This is a genomic window from Enterobacter sp. UPMP2061 (assembly GCF_053709615.1).
On record NZ_JBSKJP010000002.1, the window covers coordinates 136416 to 154448 of the forward strand.

Consider the following 18033-nt stretch of genomic DNA (forward strand, 5'->3'; position numbering starts at 1 on the left):
AAAGTGTGACCTCGTTTTGCTACACGTCATTATTGTTTATTGCCCGCCTAACTTTAGCGGTAAGGCCCAGGTCAAACGTGGAGAAATAAAGGAGATAATGTAAATTATCATGCGCTTTTTTCAGCGCGCCTTCTTTCTCGCTATTTTTCAGCCTGCGCCGCAGGCGTCCGGAACGTTACGCTGACCTGTGTCCCACCCTGTGGCGGCTGAGAAAAGTGTAATGTCCCGCCGAGCCGTCCCGCGCGTTCGCGCATGATATTCAGCCCGTAATGCCCCGGCGGTTCACTGGCGTCGCCGATACCAATGCCGTTGTCGCGGATCGTGACCGTGTGAGTGCCGTCCGCGGTGGTGACGCAGCTGACCACAATCTCGCTGGCGTCGGCATGTTTAATCGCATTCAGCACTGCCTCACGCACAATCTGTAAGAGGTGCACCTGTTTTTGTGCGTCCAGCGCCAGCGATGAGAGACGGCAGTCGAGCACCAGCTTCGCGCGGGTCTGGCTTTGCAACCCGTCGAGAGACTCCTGTAGCGCGGCAGGAAGATTGGCGTGATTGAGCGTCAGGCGGAAGGTGGTAAGCAGCTCGCGTAGCTGATGCCAGGCATTATTCAGCTCGCGGGAGAAGTCCGTAATGATGGTCTGCGCCGGAGCATTGTCGCCCGGCACGGCATGCTTCAGCAGCGTAAGCTGAATACGCAAATAGGAGAGCACCTGCGCCAGCGAATCATGCAGCTCGCGCGCGATGGTGGCGCGCTCCTCCATCAGCAGCAGCTGCTGATAATGTTTCTGCGCCTGATTGAAATAGAGCCCCCGGCCCAGCATCGTCGCCACGCTTTCCATGAGCGGCAGCGGAACATCCCCGGTCGCGCTTTGCCAGCGCAGTTCGCCGTACAGGGTGTCCTGCATTAACACCGGTAAATTGTGCATTTTCTCGCCCGGGGACTCCTGTCCTTCGTAAAGCTGCCAGTCGTCACTGGTGCGCAATTGCAGGTAATTCATCTGCGTATAGTCATGCACAATCTGCAAAATATGCCGGAAACAGTGGCTATCTATCTGCCCGGTATTCAACGCCTGTGAGCATTTAAACAGCATTTCGAGCTGCTGATGCGCTTCATTCAGGTGGCGGGTTTTTTCAGCAACGGAGCGCTCAAGTGAACGGTACAGGGTGTGTAATTCCGCCGACATATGGTTGAAGGCGCGGGAAAGCTGGCCCAGCTCGTTGGGAAGCGTAGTATCCGGCGCGGGAGTGTCGAATTGCCCCTGTTCGATACGCTCGCTCGCCGCCACCAGATTATTCAGCGGCAGCACAACCTGACGGCGGATGCGCCGCAGGGTCACCACCGCCAGCAGCAGGATGCCCAGGCCGCCCGTCAGCGACATGAAAATCACCAGCTGAATTTTATGTTCGGTGTAGTGCTGTAGCGCCAGCACAAAGGCATCTATCCGGCCCACGAAATCCTCAATGTGGCTCTGATACCACCCGGTATCGCCGCTGGCGATGCGCGTGTCCATCTCCTGCCAGCCAAGGTGCAACTGCTGGTAACGCTGATTGACGTCCTCTGGCACATACCAGCGGTTTAGCTTCTGCAACGCAGGCGCGCTCAGCGTTTTTTGCCAGACCGCGCGGTGCTCTGCCAGCGATGGGCCGGCGCGCTGCATTTCGTAGCCCAGGCGGTAGCTCTGCATACGCAGCGAGCCGGCGATGTTAATCGCCTCGGCGTCGCGCTGGCTGCTGGCGAGTGTGACCAGCGCAATGGCGCTGATCAGAACGGACAAGACAATCATCGAAAAGAAAGCCCGAGCCAGGCTTCCCGATACGGGGCGTTTAACGGTCACTCATCAGCTTCCTGAATTAAATTGATCTGCCACAGGTTCACTGGAAATAGTTCGGCTTCCTGGGCATTTGAACATTGCGTCGCCATGCCGCTGTGGGTAAATACGATAACAATAGAAAGAATAAGGTTATTGAACCAAAAACAGGTGTTGTTATGAATCGTTTTATTATGGCCAATGCTCAGCAGTGTATCGGTTGTCGCGCCTGCGAAGTCGCCTGTGTGATGGCGCACAACGGGGAACAGCACGCGCTGAGCGAGCGCCATTTTCATCCCCGCATTACGGTCCTTACTTCTGGCTTGCGAAAAAGTCCCGTGACCTGCCACCACTGTGAAAATGCGCCCTGCGCGCAAAGCTGCCCGAACGGAGCCATCACGCAACACAACGACAGCGTACAGGTCAATCAACAAAAATGCATTGGCTGTAAAGCCTGCGTGGTGGCCTGTCCGTTTGGCACGATGGACATGCTGATCGCTCCGCTGGAAAACGACAGCGTAAAGGCCTCGGCGCACAAATGCGACCTCTGCCTGGAAAGGCCGCAAGGCCCGGCCTGCGTGGAAAACTGCCCGGCGGCGGTGCTTACGCTCGCCACCCCAGCCGTACTGGATAAGCTGGTTAAGCAGCGCCGACAGCGCAGCGCAAGGCTGAACGCGCTGCCGTGGCACAGCGAGGCGGTTCAGTCAGCCCCTCCGCAAACCAAACGGCAACAGATGCAAAACACCCCGGCGCGCGGTGAGCCGGATAAGCTCAGTCCCGAAGCACGCGCATACCATTTTAACGAGACCTACCTGCCGTTTCGCCCGGAACAGGCGCAGCGCGAGGCATCCCGGTGCCTGAAATGTGGCGAGCACAGCATTTGCGAGTGGACCTGCCCGCTGCATAACCACATTCCCCAGTGGATTGAGCGGATCGGGGCGGGGGATATCGTCGGTGCGGCTGAGCTTTCTCACCAGACTAACTGTTTACCGGAAATTACCGGCCGCGTCTGCCCACAGGATCGATTATGTGAAGGCGCCTGCACCCTGCGGGATGCGTCAGGGGCAGTAACCATCGGTAATATCGAACGGTATATCTCGGATCGGGCGCTGGCGATGGGCTGGACGCCGGACGTCAGCCACGTTAAGCCGGTCGGTAAGCGCGTCGCCATCATCGGCGCCGGTCCGGCAGGGCTGGCCTGCGCCGACGTGCTGGTGCGCAGCGGCGTCGGCGTGACGGTCTACGACCGCCATCCGGAAATCGGCGGATTGCTGACCTTTGGTATTCCGGCCTTCAAGCTGGATAAATCCCTGTTAGCGCGGCGCAGAGAGATATTCAGCGCGATGGGCATCCGCTTCGAGCTGAACTGCGAGGTGGGAAAAGACGTGTCGATGGCCCAACTGCAAAACGACTACGATGCCCTGTTCATCGGCGTAGGGACCTATCGTTCCATGAAAGCGGGTATCCCTCACGAAGACGCGCCGGGTGTGTACGACGCGCTGCCGTTTTTAGTGGCAAACACGCGGAACGTGATGGGCCTTGATCCTGCCGCAGACGAACCGTTTATCGACACACAGGGTTTAAACGTGGTGGTGCTCGGCGGGGGCGATACGGCGATGGACTGCGTGCGCACCGCGCTGCGGCATGGCGCGGCGAAAGTCACCTGCGCCTATCGGCGGGACGAGGCCAACATGCCGGGCTCAAAGAAAGAGGTTAAAAACGCGAAAGAAGAGGGCGCGGCGTTTGAATTTAATGTCCAGCCGGTTGAGCTCACGCTGGATACCGACGGGAAGGTTAACGGTATCCGGATGCTGCGCACCAGGCTGGGCGAGCCGGATGCGCAGGGGCGGCGGCGTCCTGTCCCGGTGGCGGGCAGTGAGTTTGTCATGCCAGCGGATGCGGTGATCATGGCGTTTGGTTTTAATCCGCACGCCATGCCGTGGCTTCAGGCGCAGGGCGTCGACACCGACGACTGGGGGCGCATCAGGGCCTCCGTGGAGAGCCGTTATCGCTACCAGACCTCGAATCCGCAAATTTTTGCTGGCGGTGATGCGGTACGCGGTGCGGATCTGGTGGTCACCGCGATGGCGGAAGGTCGTCATGCCGCGCAGGGGATCATGGACTGGCTTGGCGTGCCGCCGCGCAACATGCATTAATGCAGACGGGCGACAAAGCGGGCTTCACGGCGTAGTATAAACAGACTCATTTTGCCGTGGAGCCCGTATGTCCCTGAACATTACCGTTATTAAAGACAAAATCCTTTCTGAAAATTACTTTGTCCTGCGTAACATCACTTACGATCTCACCCGTAAGAACGGGGACGTCATTCGCCATAAACGCGAAGTCTACGACCGGGGCAATGGTGCAACCATCCTGCTGTATAACCGTGAAAAGCAAAGCGTGGTGCTGATCCGCCAGTTTCGCATCGCGACATGGGTCAATGGCAACGCGGACGGACGTCTGATTGAAACCTGTGCTGGTCTGCTTGATGACGATGAGCCGGAAGTGTGTATCCGCAAAGAAGCCATTGAGGAGACGGGTTTTGAAGTGGGTGCGGTGCAGAAAGTCTTTGAGCTGTTTATGTCCCCTGGCGGGGTTACCGAGCTGGTTCACTTCTTCATTGCGGAATATACCGATGCTCAGCGCACGCACCGGGGCGGCGGCGTGGACGATGAAGACATTGAAGTGCTGGAAATGCCTTTCGCTCAGGCTGTCGACATGGTGAAACGCGGCGAGATCCGCGACGGTAAAGCGGTGATCCTGTTGCAGTATCTGCAAACCAGCGGGCTGATGAATGCGGCGGCGGAAGCGCGATAAGTTGTATTTCAGATAAATCTATCCGATAAATCCGATTGAGCCAGCCCGCCCAGGGCACGAAGATACGCCCCAGATTGACCTATTCGTTTCCGGGGCTGTGCCGTTCATGCGCTACTGCGTTTATCTTCTCTTCTTCATTTGCGTGCTTCCCGCGCCTTTGGTGTGGGCTGCGCCTGCGCAGCAGTCTTTTTCAGACTGGCAGGTGACCTGCAATAACCAGAACTTCTGCGTAGCGCGCAATACCGGCGAGCATCGCGGTCTGGTCATGACGCTGAGCCGCAGTGCGGGGGCAAAAACGGACGCCAGCCTGCGCATCGATCTCGGCGGGCTTTCGGCGCCTCCGGTGAAAGAGCCTGACATCGCCCCGCGCCTGCTGCTCGACAATGTGCCGCTTAAACTCACGTCGCAACACTGGCAGTTAGCCCCCTGGCATCTTAAAACAGACGATACGGCCACCATCACCACGTTTCTGAAAACCATTCAGGAAGGGCAGGCGCTGACCCTGCGCGGGGGGAAGCAGACAATTTCTCTGGCCGGTCTGAAAGCGGCGCTGCTGTTTATCGATGCCCAGCAAAAACGCGTCGGAAGTGAAACGGCGTGGATTAAAAAAGGGGATAGTCCACCGCTGAGCGTGCCGCCTGCGCCGGCATTAAAAAAGGTGGCGGTGGTGAACCCCACGCCAACGCCGCTGACGCATAACGAACTCAACGATCTGCTGGATTACGGTACCTGGCGCATGAACCACAGCCAGTGCTCTCTCGATCCGAACCGGCGTGAAGTGCGCGTGACCGCGCTGACCGATGACAAAGCGCTGATGATCATCAGCTGTGAGGCAGGGGCGTACAACACCGTCGACCTGGCGTGGCTGGTGTCGCGTAAAAAACCATTTTCGGCCAGGAGCGTGAGATTGCGTCTGCCGTTTACCCCTTCCAGCCAGAGTAGCGACATGGAGCTGATGAATGCCAGCTTCGACGAAAAAACGCGCGAGCTGACCACGCTGGCGCTGGGACGCGGGATTGGCGACTGTGGGATCCAGACCCGCTGGCGTTTTAACGGCCAGCGCTTCCGCCTGGTACGCTACGCGGAAGAGCCAAGCTGTGATAACTGGAATGGGCCAGATGCCTGGCCCACGCTGTGGATCACAAGGTAGGGTTTTGCCGGGTGGCGCTGTCGCTTACCCGGCCTACTTTTTAGAACCGTAGGCCCGGTAAGGCGTAGCCGCCACCGGGCACGAGGGCATCACCGATCGCTCTTACGGAAAAAGTCGTTATACAGCATATACAAATGCGCCGCGCTCCAGCAGAAGTTAGGTGCGCCCTGCTGTGCTCCGGTCAGGGGGTTATAGTTCTCCTGAATCGGGCCGTCCGAGGTTAACCCTTTCGCATGCTTAAAGAAGGTTTCGGCGAGGGTTTGCGCCTGCTCACGATAGCCGTAACGTTCCATGCCTTTTAGTCCAAACCAGAACTGATCGACCCAGACCCGGCCGCGCCAGTATATGTCTGCGCCGAACGCCGGGTTTGTCAGCGCGGCGGTGCCGAGCGGTACCCAGGTATTGAACTCCTTCGGATCCAGCATCACCTTGACCACGGCATCCGCATGTTCCTGCGTCGCGGCACCGTTAAACAGCGGAGACCAGCCTTCCGGCCCTTTACCACGCTCGACGATAGGTTTGCCCGCACAGCCGTTCGCCAGCGGCTTATCCTCGATACGAAGGTCATAGTAAAACCCGCTTTTCGCATCGAACATGCAGGTGTTGATATAGGTTGCGAGCTTATCTGCCAGCTGGCGATAGTGGCTGGCCTCCTGCTCTTTACCCAGCAGGCTCGCCATCTGCGCCAGATAGTGATTGTCGCTGTACATATAGCTTGCCTGGTCAACGGACTCCTGTAATAAGGAATACCCTAACAGATCGCCTTTTTTACTCCTGTTTTCGGCAAATTTAACCGTCCAGTCGCTGCGTTTCCCGCCGTTTTCAACGTACTTATCCAGCTGCGCTTTATCGATAAATCCGAATACGGCGGCATCATCGCGCCCGGACTCCCACGAGGCGGCCACCTGCGCGGGGATCTCCAGGCTGTCGTACTGGCCGTTATCGATTATCCGTGCGTAGTTATTCAGGCCGGAAAGCGACTCTTCTTTATCACCTTTTTTCACCGTGAACAGCATCTCGCCGGTAGCGGTGTTATGGGCCTTATCACGCGTCGCACCGTACTCCGGCACGCCGTTGCCGTTATGATCGCGGTTACGCAGCCACCAGTCGTGATAGGCAACCAGTTTTGGATACATCTCGGCAAGCCAGGCTTTATCCTGCGTGGTGTTATACACCTCCATCACCGACCATGCCGCCAGGCTCGGCTTGGTGTTACGCTCGTTCCAGTTACCGCCGTCGCCGCCTCGTTCCGGGCTCAGGTTCCAGGCGATTAAATCCGGCACAAATCCGGTATCCTGCGGGCGCACCGGATCGTCGGGTTTGATCTGCCAGGAGAAGACCGCGCGGATGTTCTCTTTGGCGATCTCCGGGTTGAAATGCGCCATGGCAAATGCCTGTTTCCAGGTGTCCCACGGCCAGGTCTGGTTGCCGGAGAACCAGCGTCCGGTTACGGAGGGCGTCACCGTGTTAAAACGCACCGCGCCGCCTGGCGAACGCCAGTTACCGTTCAACGTCTCGATGGCTTTCACCGCCACGCGCGTTTGTTCTGGAGTCGCGTGCGGGTTGGTTAACCCTTTTTGTAAATACCTCTCCCAGCGCGCTTGCGAGGCGGCCATAAAGTAGGCCGGACGCGCCAGAATGTCGCGGATCTGCGGCTGTTCACGCGCGACGTCATCGGCGTTCAGCAGATGGGAGTAGGTAGTGTACAGCGTGGTGCTGCCGGAAATCTGTGCCCGGCTGGTAAAGCGATGTCCGTCAACGGTGGTCTCGGCAGGAAGAGAGCGGTGTAACTGATATTCGGAACTGCCGGAGGTGAGCAGATCCCAGGTGGAGCGTACCTTGCCGAAGGTCACCTTCAGGCCGTCGCGCGTGGCTACAATTTTACGCTGATAATCAGGATATGCGCTGTCGATGGTTTTATCCGAACGCGGCTTGCCCTCTTTGGCCTCCAGTTTTTCCAGCAGCTCGCCGTCCCACACCAGCTCCAGCGGCGTTTTGCTGGTAATACGGGTTTCAAGCAGCGAAGTACGCGCAGAAGCAAAGCGCAGCGTCATCACGATCTGAACATCCCTGGCGCTCAGTTTCTGCACCAACGCGCCAGGGAGGCTGTAGGCTTCAAGGGTGAAATCCACTTTTTTGCCGTTCTGGTACACGGACAGGCGATCAAAATTCGTCGCCATAAAGTTGATGTACTCTTCGGTGAGCAGCGCTACGCCGGGAAATCCGCCCTGGGTCTGCGGCCCGTCCGGCAGCAAATGCCCATGCCAGGCACCCATATCAAAAAAGGGATTAAACCGCTGGTGGTCGTCGTAGTCGAAATCCTGCATGAAGAGCGGCGCGCCGGTACGGTTGATGACGTTTTTGAAGTCAGTTGCGGTGGCGGCGTGAGCCGAAAAACTGAGCGCCAGCGCGCAGGCCAGCGGCGTGAGGACGTATTTCATGGTGGTAGATCCTTTTTACCAGTAGAAGTATTGCATCAGGAAGACCTGATCGCTCGGGTCGCCGGAGGCATTTTTCATATAGAAGCGGCTGTCGGCAGCGGTGGCAAAACGCCCGCCGCCGTACTCGTACCAGATCCCGAACTGCATAAACGAGGTAGTTTCTTCAGCCGCATCGTCCGGACGATGTTTCGCGTAGCTGTAAGCAGTGGAGAGATAAACGCCTTTCAGGGCTTCCACCATGGCGCTGACCATAAATCCGCTCTCCGTGCCGGAGACGTTCTGTCCATCTGCCCGTCCGGTATGATGCCACGCGCGTGCCGCCAGTTTGGGTGTCAAAACGCCTGTTAAAAAGAGCTGGCCTGTACCGTCGGTAATTTCAAGACCGTTCATCCAGGTGACATCTTTCATGATGTCGTACTGAATATAGCCATTCGCCATTGCCGGATAGGTATATTTGTCGTCATAACGATCGTATTTGCCGAAGTGCAGCCAGGCCTTGCTTTCGTCATGGTGACCCGCTGGCGTGGCGGTGACGCTATAGCGCAGGTTGCCGGAGAGGTTTTGCACCTTTAGTGCGTACAAGATGTCGCGGGTGTTGGGGATCACATAGCCCAGATCCGGCGTAAAATCGCCCCACCATTGCAGGTCATCGAGAGACGAGTCCTGGCGCAGGCTGAGCATGATCTCGGTGCTGTTATCGGTTTTGTAACCGCCGTAAAAGCGGTTAATCCCACCTTCAAACCCGCCCCAGCTGTGATCGGGCACCCAGGCGTTGCCCTGATGATCCGCCTGTACGGTCCAGCCTTCGCCGTAAATCAGGCCGAACCAGTTCCCCTGTTTCATCTCCAGACCGCCCTCAATATAAGTGCCGTCGCTGTATTTATGTTTATCCTGACCTTCTAAATCCATATACCCACCGACGCCCATCTCGCCATAAAAACGAAATGACGGGGAGGTTATTGCCGGTGTTTTGGTATCGTCATGTTCAGCGGGCCGGGCATCTTCTGCGGCAATAGCAGGGCAGCAGAAAGAGAGGGCAGCGAGTGCCCACAATGTTTTTTGTTTAATTTTCATAAACTCATCCCAATGAGATAAAATCCATGCCTTTTATTTCAGTTAATATTCGAGGCAGGTGATGCTTCAATTTGTTGTTGTTCTTTTGATAATCCGTTTACGTATTTGCTGTATTTCCACCAGGCAAATCCGAGGAATAAAACAATGCCACCGACGTTATAGAAAATAATGGTCAGAATATTGGCACCGGTAGGGAAAGTGGATGCCACAAAACCAATGGCGAAAATAACAATCAGCATCGACACTATGGTTATACCCGTGGTTCGTGAACCCATCCTGAAATCGCGCGGCAGGTGATCGAGCTTACGACGCAGGTTGAGGTAGGCCAGCATAATAAACAGCGGCGGTAACATGGAGGCCGCAGCGGTCATATTGATGACGGTGTTCATCAGCTCCTGCGCGGTACTGGAGCCCATGGTCGGGATAATCATCAGTGGGATCACAATCAAATACTGGATCCAGGCCGCGCGCGCCGGTACGCCGTTTTCGTTCAGCGCCACGGTTTTCGGACCAAAAATGCCGGTCGGGATCTCCGAGAAAAAGATTTTGACCGGCGTCGCCGTCCACATCAGCAGGGAGCCGAACATGGCGGTAAAGGAAACCAGACCGACGAAACGGTTCATCAACACTTCCGGCAGGCCAAACCACACCGCCAGACCGTGGAACACCTGCACCGAACCCCCGGTAAACTTCAACGCTTTGCTGCTGATAAAGACGTTGATCAGTACCGAGGAAATGGAGTACAGCACGCCGATAAAGATCCCCGCCAGGATGATCACTTTAACGAAAGATTTCGAACCGCCTTTCACATCGTTTACGTACACCGCGACGGATTCCGCGCCCCCGGCAGCCATAAATATCCAGGTGGTAATGCCGAGGAATGCCCAGTTAAAATGCGGGATCATCGCGTCGACGGTAATCGGATCAGCGGGCTGCACCCCACCCATTAGCGCCGCGCCCGCCAGCAGAATGTAAGAGAGCGTCAGCAGCAGCATCAGCGTGGAGGTTACAGACGTAATTGGCCCCAGCATCTTCGCCCCGTTGGTGGAGACCCACGTTGAGAAGGCGAACAGCACCATACTTAGCACCGTTGTGGCAAATGGTGTGAGAATGTACTCATAGCCAAGAAAGGCATAAGAGGCATAGGCAATGACGCGCGGTAATAACGAGGTGAAGAAGAATAAATTCACGAACCAGTATGTATAAGCGGTAATAAATGCCCAGCGCCCGCCGAGTGAACTTTTTACCCAGGCATAAACTCCAGCTTCTGAGTTTTTATTCAACGAGACAAACTCAGCGATAATTAAGCAGAACGGGATAAAATAGAACAGGGTTGCTAAAAAGAACATCGGCGCGGAGGCAAGTCCGAGTTCGATATTATTATTGATCACGTTGTTAAAACTAAACACGGCGGCAAAGGTCAGCGACAGCAGGCCGAATTTGCCGATGGTATTGCGTTTGGTGGTTTCAGACATAACGTTTCTCCGGGTAAGAGGCTAGCGGTGCTTCATTGGCACCGCTCGTTTTTTTATTTGTTATGGAAATAACCGTCTTCGATGGTCACATTGAGAATGACTTTTTTGACCGGCTCCTCGCTGATAAAGCGATACGCCTCATGGTTCTCACAAATTACGATCTGCCCCTCGCGCACCTGTTCGGTGGTACCCACGCCTTTCAGGTATTCTCGATCGGTCTCATCGCGGTAGCACTCCACTGTCTGAAGCGCATCTTTGGCGGCATATTCAATTTTCTGCGCGCCCTGAAGGTAGTAATGCACCTCGAAATAGCGGCGATGCCCGACAAACAGCGCGTCGGTGCTGGCATCATTGGTCACACGGTAGGCCAGCGAATCGCCAATCGAATGGGCTACGCCGGGCGAGATATTATCGATATTGTTAATGGCTTCTGAGCAGCGCTGCCATTTGCGACCCGTGCGGTAATGCTGTTGAAACTGTTCCAGGCTCTCAAGAACGATCATTTGTCTGCCTCGCTGTGCAAATCCATGGAGAAGAAACCGGTGCCGAATTGCTGGCGTGCCAGCGCCATCGAGGCGATGCGGCCGCCATTGAGCGGGAGCAATGTGAAGCCGTAGCGGAACGGACTGAACCAGACGCGCCAGCTCTCCAGTACCTCACTTCCCCAGGAATTGGAGCCTAAGCCCAGCACCTGGTGGTCAAGATTAAGCGTAATGTCATCGCAGCGGCGCAGTTCGTTGCAGTGCTGTGCGGCGTGAATGTTCTCAGCCGTGTAGTGCCAGGCGCTGAAGTGGAGAGGCTGTTGCGGTACGACCAGCACGCCGCTGCCATGACGATCCGCGAGGGAGGCCCAGCGCACCTGCTGACGGTTGCCGTTGTTTTGCGGGAACGGATAATTTTCAAACATCTTATCAACCGTGGTGTGCCACAGGTCGATGGTGCTGGCCTGCTGGCTGTCTGGATAGTTTTCACCCGGCCCTCGCCCGTAGTAGCTCACCTGATCGAACCCGCCGTTGATGCCAAGCGTAAAGCCGATGCACGGAATGATGTGCGGGTACTCGCCGTAGCGCTCACCGCATAGCTCAACGTTGATCTGCCCGTCGGCGGCGATGCGCCAGCGATAGGTACAGCGCATGCCAAAATCAAACACTGGCGGGGCAATCAGGGTACGGGTGGTGACGATGACCGCATCGTTATGCTGCTCAACCTCGAAACCGCGCAGATGCTCCTGCATGATCTGGAAATGATACGGCTGCCACAGCCCTTCATACTCCTGCTTATGGTTATCAATCATGGGCTTGAAGAAGTTAATCTTCGGCTCACGGGTAAGGTATTCCTCACCGTTCACCTGCCAGGCGCTGAGTTTTCCCGATACTTTAGAGAAGCTCGCGCGGAAGTTATGCCCGGTCACGGTGCAGCTCAGGCGATCTTCCTCCAGACGCAGCGGAGTGGCACTGGTGTTGATAAACGGTGTCGGGCGTGCCGTGCGGCCTTTTAACGGGAACTGATACACCGCGATCTCGTGCCCGACCTCGCTGTAGCGCGTGGGACTGTTTTTGATAATACGTACAGTCAGAAATGCTTCGCGCTCGTCCAGTTCCGGCAAGTGCAGGCTGACGCTGCGGGAGCTGTTGGGGGCCAACCCGGTGATGTTCAGTGGCTCGCTGTGCAGCGTTTCACCTTCCGCACGCACCTCCGTGAGCAGGGTGTAATCATCCAGGCTGGTGAACCATAAGCGGTTATCAACGTGCAGCTCACCGTTTTGCCAGCGCAGTTTGACCGGGGCGATCACCTGCTTGTACTCACGCAAACCTGGCCCGGGCGTTTGATCGGAGTAGATCAGCCCGTCGAGGCAGAAGTTGTAATTATTGGGGTAATCACCGAAGTCGCCGCCATAGGCGTACCAGATATTGCCGCTGGCGTCTGTTTTCTGAATACCGTGGTCGCACCACTCCCAGACATAATGCCCCTGAATGCAGTCGTGCCGATCGAACACGTTCTGATACTCGGTCAACCCGCCGGGACCGTTGCCCATCGCATGGGCGTATTCGCAGATAATGCGCGGTTTGGCGTGCGGGTATTCGCCAAACAGATTCATCAGCGGTACGCGGGTATACATGGTGGAGATAATGTCCACCACCTCGGCGTCGCGATCTTCTTCGTAGTGAAGCAGGCGAGTATCATCCAGCGCTTTTGCCGCACGGGCCATCGCGCGGATGTTACAGCCGTAGCCGGACTCGTTTCCGAGCGACCAGATGATGATCGACGGATGATTTTTCTGCGCGTGAATATGGCGTTCGATGCGCTCAACGTAGACCGGCTCCCACACCGGATCGTCCGTAATGCGGCTCAGGTCGCCGACGTTGGCGAAGCCGTGAGACTCCACATCCGTTTCAGCCATTACAAACAGGCCGTACAGGTCGCAAAGCTCGTAAAAGCGCGGGTCGTTCGGGTAGTGGGCGGTACGTACCGAGTTGATATTGTGCTGCTTCATCAGGATCAGGTCGCGCTCCACGCGATCCATCCCCACCGCGCGGCCCCTCAGATGATCGTTGTCATGACGATTGACGCCGTGCAGCTTCAGATAACGGTTGTTAACGTAGAACAGGCCGTCTTTCACCTTGATATCCCGAAACCCGATGCGCTGCGGGATGATTTCCAGCGTCTGGCCATGGTTATCTTTTAAAGTCATGACCAGATGATAAAGATCCGGCGATTCAGCGGACCACTGGCGGGGTTGCCTCACCTCAATGCTGAAGGCGGTTTCCGCACGCTCGCTGACGGTCAGGTTGTCGGTTGTTCCCTTGTGCAGCACTGTCTCGCCGTCGTACAGGGTATAATCCAGTTGAACACAGCCAGGGCGTGCTGCAAGGTTTTCCAGCTCAAGCTGACAGAAGAGGGTGGCATCCCGGTATGCCTCGTCGAAGGTGGTTTTAACCGTGAAATCGCGGACATGCGTGAGTGATTTTCCCAGCAGGTAGACGTCGCGGAATATCCCCGCCGTCCACCACATGTCCTGATCCTCAATGTAGGTGGAATCTGCCCACTGCATAACCCGCACGCACAACAGGTTTTGACCGCTGTGTACCGCATCGCTGATATCAAACTCGGCAGACAGTCGGCTGCCTTTGCTAAAGCCTATATAGCGGCCATTCACGTAGACTTCGAAATAGGTTTCGACGCCGTCAAACTTGATAAGGGTCTGTTTCTCTTGCCAGCTTTCAGAAAGCGTAAACCAGCGCTGGTATGCCCCGGTCGGGTTGTCTGACGGCACCCATGGTACGTCCACCGGGAAAGGAAAGCCTTCGTCGGTGTACTGCAACTGACCGTGACCTTCCATCTGCCACATGCCCGGCACGGTAATATCGCCCCAGTCGGCCATGTATTCTGAGGTAAAGTTTTCCGGGACAAGCAGCGGGTTCGTGAAGAAGCGAAAGTTCCACTTTCCGCTTAGCGACAGAAAGTGGCTGCTGGCTTCACGCGCAAACGTGCGCGCCCGGGAAACGGTGTCATAAGAGAAGAAGTACGCACGCGGCGGGAGCCGGTTTTCATGCGTGAGTTGAATATTTTCCCAGCGATTCATGTGATCTCCCTGTAGGGGTAAAACATCATTGCTGGAGATTTTAGTAAATATTTTACTAAATAAAATCAGTAAAACCGATTTGCTTTAACTCGATCACGAAATTAAAAAAGCCGGGCGTGCCCGGCGGGAGAGTTAACAGGTGGAAATCAGCGGGTGGTGCCGCGCAGCTTCAGTACGCTCGGGACAAAGACCTGAAGCGGTAGCGCGCGGCCATCGCGGGCCTTTTCCAGCAGCAGATTAACGCCCTGGCTGCCCATCATTTCAGAGTGAATGCGCACGGTGGAAAGAGGCGGGAAGGTAAAGCGGGCGGTTGGAATGTCGTTCACGCTGATCAGTGAAATATCTTCCGGGATCGCCAGCCCTTTTTCGTGGATGGCGCGTAACACCCCGATGGCGATGGAATCGGAGGCCACGAACAAGGCGGAAGGCCAGCACTGTTGTGCCAGCATGATTTTTGCCAGTTCATAACCGGACGAGCTGGAAAAACCGCCGCGCCAGATGTCCTGTTCCGACACCACCCCTTTCAGGAGCCCGTACTCCACGAAGGCGGCTTCCCGAATATCAGCCTTGCCTGGCTCATCTTCGCCGCCGATAAAGCCAATCCGCTTAACTCCCTGAGCAATAAAGAAATCCACGATCTGCTTGCTGATGCGCGAAAGGTCAATATCGACAGAATCGTACTCGCTGCCTGGCTCGTGAAAGTCGATAAAACAGACGTTGTCGGTCAACGACATTGCCGCACGTCGAAGCGCAGGGGAGGGTTTGCCTACAATCAACACCCCGGTGAGCTTTTTCAGCTCAGGCAGGGTGGCATTAGCGTAGCAGTTACTCAGTTCGACCCCCAGTTTTTCGCACTGCGTCTCAATGCCGTGGCGAATGGCAAGATAGTAAGGGTCGTTGATCTCCAGTTCCTGCTGGTAGCTGTAGAGCGCCAGAATATGTTGCTGACCGGCAGCGACAGACTGCATTTTACGGGAGGTCGTGCTTTTGTATTCCAGCTTCTCGGCAATCTCCAGAATGCGGTGTTTCGTCTCTTCTTTGACATTCAGCGTCGGGTCATCGTTTAAAACCCGGGATACCGTTGCCAGCGAGACGCCAGCTTCCGTCGCGATGTCTTTCAGCGTTGCCATGTTTGTCCTTATTCCCCACGAGATAGCTTATTGTAAAGGATGCGTTCGGACATGCATTAATTTTTAGTAAATAACATCCCTGTTGCTCTCGCCAGTTACCGTGCTAGTATTTAGTAAAATTTTACCAAGGAGGCAAAAGTGGAAACGGTAGCGTACGATGATTTTGCAAAGCTCGAGATCCGCGTGGGGAAGATTGTTGACGTTAAACGTCACGCCAATGCGGACAAGCTCTATATTGCGCAGATAGAGGTGGGAGACAGAACGTTGCAAACCGTCACCAGCCTGGTGCCGTATTACCGGGAAGAGGAGCTGATGGGCAAAACGGTGGTGGTGTTGTGTAACCTGGCAAAGGCTAAAATGCGCGGTGAAACATCTGAATGCATGTTGCTCTGCGCGGAAACCGATGACGCCCGAGAAAGTGTGTTATTAACGCCGGAGCGGGTGATGGCGGCAGGGGTAAGAGTGGTGTGAAAAAGCCGGGTGGCGGCTACGCCTTACCCGGCCTACAAAGCCTCGAACCGCAGGCCGGGTAAACGACAGCGTCACCCGGCAAAAGCACTACAGCACGCTTAGCGCCTTCTCCACCACGTTTTCAACGGTAAAGCCGAAATACGGGAACAACTTGTCGGCCGGGGCGGATTCACCGTAACCATGCATCCCGACAATTGCCCCTTTCAGGCCCACGTATTTGTACCAGTAGTCGGCAATGCCAGCTTCAACCGCCACGCGCGCCGCGACGTTTGAAGGCAGCACCGATTCGCGGTACGCCTCATCCTGAGCATCAAAGATATCCGTTGAAGGGAGGGAAACCACGCGCACCGCGTGACCCTCGGCGGTCAGTTTCTCCGCCGCTTTTACAGTGATTTCCACCTCGGAACCAGTGGCGATCAGGATCACGTCTGGCTTGCCGCCGCTGTCTTTCAGGATGTACCCGCCGCGGGCGATATTTTTCACCTGCTCCGGCGTGCGCTCGATCTGCGCCAGGTTCTGGCGCGACAGGATCAGCGCCGTGGGTCCGTTATGACGCTCTACGGCCAGCTTCCAGCCCACTGCCGCTTCCACCTGATCGCAAGGACGCCAGGTGCTGAAGTTTGGCGTTAAGCGCAGGCTCGCCAGCTGCTCTACCGCCTGGTGCGTCGGCCCATCTTCACCCAGCCCGATGGAATCGTGGGTGTACACCATGATTTGCCGCGCCTTCATCAGGGCCGCCATACGCGCCGCGTTACGGGCATATTCGACAAACATCAGGAAGGTGGCGGTGTACGGCACGAAGCCGCCATGGTGGGCGATGCCGTTGGCAATGGCGGTCATCCCAAACTCGCGCACGCCGTAGTGGATGTAGTTCCCGGCAATGTCCTCCTTCAGGGATTTAGAGCCGGACCAGATGGTAAGGTTACTTGGCGCCAGATCCGCCGAGCCGCCCAGCAGTTCGGGCAGGATTGGGCCAATCGCGTTAAGGGTGTTTTGTGATGCCTTACGGGTGGCAATTTTCGCCGGGTTGGATTGCAGGTTTTCAATCAGCGCCTGGGTTTTCTCTTCCCAGTCTTCCGGCAGGCCGCCGCTCATGCGGCGGGTAAACTCAGCCGCCAGCTCCGGATACGCTTTTTTGTAGGCGACAAACTTCTCGTTCCAGGCCTGCTGCGCTTTTTCACCTGTTTCGCGAGCATCCCAGGCCTTGTAGATCTCTTTTGGGATCTCAAAGGCCGGGTGTTTCCAGCCCAGTTTCTGGCGGGTCAGCGCCACTTCCTCTTCACCCAGCGCCGCGCCGTGCGCCTCCTCTTTGCCCGCTTTGTTCGGCGAGCCGAAGCCGATGGTGGTGCGGCAGATGATCAGGGACGGTTTGTCCTTCACGCTCTGCGCTTCCTGAATCGCTTTTTTCACCGCCTCTGGATCGTGACCGTCGATCTCGTGCACCACGTGCCAGTGATAGGCTTCAAAGCGTTTCGCCGTATCGTCGGTAAACCAGCCCTCGGTTTCCCCGTCAATGGAGATACCGTTGTGATCGTAGAAGCCAATCAGCTTGCCCAGCCCCAGGGTGCCCGCCAGAGAACAGACCTCGTGGGAGATCCCCTCCATCAGGCAGCCGTCACCCATAAAGACATAGGTGTAGTGATCGACAATCTCGTGGTCAGGCTGGTTGAACTGCGCGGCCAGCGTACGTTCGGCAATCGCCAGGCCAACGGCATTCGCCAGCCCCTGGCCCAGCGGGCCGGTAGTGGTTTCAACGCCCGGCGTATAGCCGATCTCCGGGTGGCCCGGCGTTTTGGAGTGCAGCTGGCGGAAGTTTTTTAACTCCTCAAGCGGCAGATCGTAGCCGGAAAGGTGCAGCAGGCTGTAGAGCAGCATCGAGGCATGACCGTTGGAGAGAATAAAACGGTCGCGGTCATACCAGGTCGGGTCGGTCGGGTTGTGCTTCAGGAAGTCGTTCCACAGTACTTCGGCGATATCAGCCATACCCATGGGGGCGCCAGGGTGGCCGGAATTGGCTTTTTGTACGGCATCCATGCTGAGGGCGCGAATGGCGTTGGCGAGCTCTTTACGGGACATAGTTCACT

At 56.4% G+C, this 18033-nt stretch carries 12 protein-coding genes; 4 read left to right on the plus strand and 8 right to left on the minus strand.

Going from position 1 to position 18033, the window contains the following annotated elements:
- Nucleotides 1-140: 140 nt before the first annotated feature.
- Complete coding sequence (gene narQ / locus ACWKXX_RS06210) at nt 141-1835, minus strand: nitrate/nitrite two-component system sensor histidine kinase NarQ (RefSeq protein ID WP_213812122.1); 1695 nt, start codon at nt 1833-1835, stop codon at nt 141-143.
- A 152-nt stretch (nt 1836-1987) separates the two neighbouring features.
- Here narQ and aegA point away from each other — a divergent pair, with 152 nt between their 5' ends.
- The 3 genes from aegA to ACWKXX_RS06225 all read left to right on the plus strand — a co-directional run bounded on the left by aegA (nt 1988) and on the right by ACWKXX_RS06225 (nt 5775).
- Nucleotides 1988-3964, plus strand: a complete 1977-nt coding sequence (aegA, locus tag ACWKXX_RS06215) for a formate-dependent uric acid utilization protein AegA (RefSeq protein ID WP_284329615.1) — start codon at nt 1988-1990, stop codon at nt 3962-3964.
- Between the two features lie 67 nt (nt 3965-4031).
- Complete coding sequence (nudK, locus tag ACWKXX_RS06220; protein WP_017692952.1) at nt 4032-4625, plus strand: GDP-mannose pyrophosphatase NudK; 594 nt, start codon at nt 4032-4034, stop codon at nt 4623-4625.
- A 106-nt stretch (nt 4626-4731) separates the two neighbouring features.
- Nucleotides 4732-5775: a DUF1176 domain-containing protein gene (locus ACWKXX_RS06225; RefSeq protein WP_023295117.1), complete on the plus strand. Its 1044-nt coding sequence runs from the start codon at nt 4732-4734 to the stop codon at nt 5773-5775.
- A gap of 89 nt (nt 5776-5864) precedes the next feature.
- Here ACWKXX_RS06225 and ygjK read toward each other — a convergent pair whose 3' ends face one another.
- The 6 genes from ygjK to ebgR form a co-directional block, all read right to left on the minus strand.
- The gene (gene ygjK / locus ACWKXX_RS06230; protein ID WP_261666083.1) at nt 5865-8216 is read right to left on the minus strand and encodes an alpha-glucosidase; all 2352 of its coding nucleotides are present in this window, start codon (nt 8214-8216) and stop codon (nt 5865-5867) included.
- Nucleotides 8217-8231: 15 nt separating this feature from the next.
- Nucleotides 8232-9290 carry a protein YgjJ gene (gene ygjJ, locus ACWKXX_RS06235; protein WP_017383488.1) on the minus strand — a complete coding sequence of 353 codons (1059 nt, stop codon included), beginning with the start codon at nt 9288-9290 and terminating at the stop codon, nt 8232-8234.
- Nucleotides 9291-9328: 38 nt separating this feature from the next.
- Nucleotides 9329-10765: an amino acid permease gene (locus ACWKXX_RS06240; protein WP_017383487.1), complete on the minus strand. Its 1437-nt coding sequence runs from the start codon at nt 10763-10765 to the stop codon at nt 9329-9331.
- Nucleotides 10766-10818: 53 nt separating this feature from the next.
- On the minus strand, nt 10819-11268 hold the full coding sequence (locus ACWKXX_RS06245) for a beta-galactosidase subunit beta (RefSeq protein WP_015572213.1): 450 nt from the start codon (nt 11266-11268) through the stop codon (nt 10819-10821).
- Nucleotides 11265-14348 (minus strand): beta-galactosidase subunit alpha, encoded by a 3084-nt coding sequence (gene ebgA, locus ACWKXX_RS06250; RefSeq protein WP_261666084.1) that lies wholly within the window; start codon nt 14346-14348, stop codon nt 11265-11267. Before ebgA ends, ACWKXX_RS06245 begins: the two co-directional genes overlap by 4 nt.
- Before the next feature lie 146 nt (nt 14349-14494).
- Nucleotides 14495-15478 (minus strand): transcriptional regulator EbgR, encoded by a 984-nt coding sequence (gene ebgR / locus ACWKXX_RS06255; RefSeq protein WP_015572215.1) that lies wholly within the window; start codon nt 15476-15478, stop codon nt 14495-14497.
- A 138-nt stretch (nt 15479-15616) separates the two neighbouring features.
- Here ebgR and ACWKXX_RS06260 point away from each other — a divergent pair, with 138 nt between their 5' ends.
- Nucleotides 15617-15949 carry a tRNA-binding protein gene (locus tag ACWKXX_RS06260; RefSeq protein ID WP_017383485.1) on the plus strand — a complete coding sequence of 111 codons (333 nt, stop codon included), beginning with the start codon at nt 15617-15619 and terminating at the stop codon, nt 15947-15949.
- Nucleotides 15950-16036: 87 nt separating this feature from the next.
- Here the strand turns inward: ACWKXX_RS06260 and tkt are convergent, their stop codons facing one another.
- Nucleotides 16037-18025 (minus strand): transketolase, encoded by a 1989-nt coding sequence (gene tkt / locus ACWKXX_RS06265; protein ID WP_126495534.1) that lies wholly within the window; start codon nt 18023-18025, stop codon nt 16037-16039.
- Nucleotides 18026-18033 lie beyond the last annotated feature (8 nt).

What these genes read in the sequence shown, in the direction of transcription:
- ebgR (WP_015572215.1), bottom strand. Translation starts at nt 15,478, where the DNA reads ATGGCAACGCTGAAAGACATCGCGACGGAAGCTGGCGTCTCGCTGGCA.
- tkt (WP_126495534.1), bottom strand. Translation starts at nt 18,025, where the DNA reads ATGTCCCGTAAAGAGCTCGCCAACGCCATTCGCGCCCTCAGCATGGAT.
- ACWKXX_RS06245 (WP_015572213.1), bottom strand. Translation starts at nt 11,268, where the DNA reads ATGATCGTTCTTGAGAGCCTGGAACAGTTTCAACAGCATTACCGCACG.
- ygjK (WP_261666083.1), bottom strand. Translation starts at nt 8,216, where the DNA reads ATGAAATACGTCCTCACGCCGCTGGCCTGCGCGCTGGCGCTCAGTTTT.
- ebgA (WP_261666084.1), bottom strand. Translation starts at nt 14,348, where the DNA reads ATGAATCGCTGGGAAAATATTCAACTCACGCATGAAAACCGGCTCCCG.
- ACWKXX_RS06240 (WP_017383487.1), bottom strand. Translation starts at nt 10,765, where the DNA reads ATGTCTGAAACCACCAAACGCAATACCATCGGCAAATTCGGCCTGCTG.
- ygjJ (WP_017383488.1), bottom strand. Translation starts at nt 9,290, where the DNA reads ATGAAAATTAAACAAAAAACATTGTGGGCACTCGCTGCCCTCTCTTTC.
- ACWKXX_RS06225 (WP_023295117.1), top strand. Translation starts at nt 4,732, where the DNA reads ATGCGCTACTGCGTTTATCTTCTCTTCTTCATTTGCGTGCTTCCCGCG.
- nudK (WP_017692952.1), top strand. Translation starts at nt 4,032, where the DNA reads ATGTCCCTGAACATTACCGTTATTAAAGACAAAATCCTTTCTGAAAAT.
- aegA (WP_284329615.1), top strand. Translation starts at nt 1,988, where the DNA reads ATGAATCGTTTTATTATGGCCAATGCTCAGCAGTGTATCGGTTGTCGC.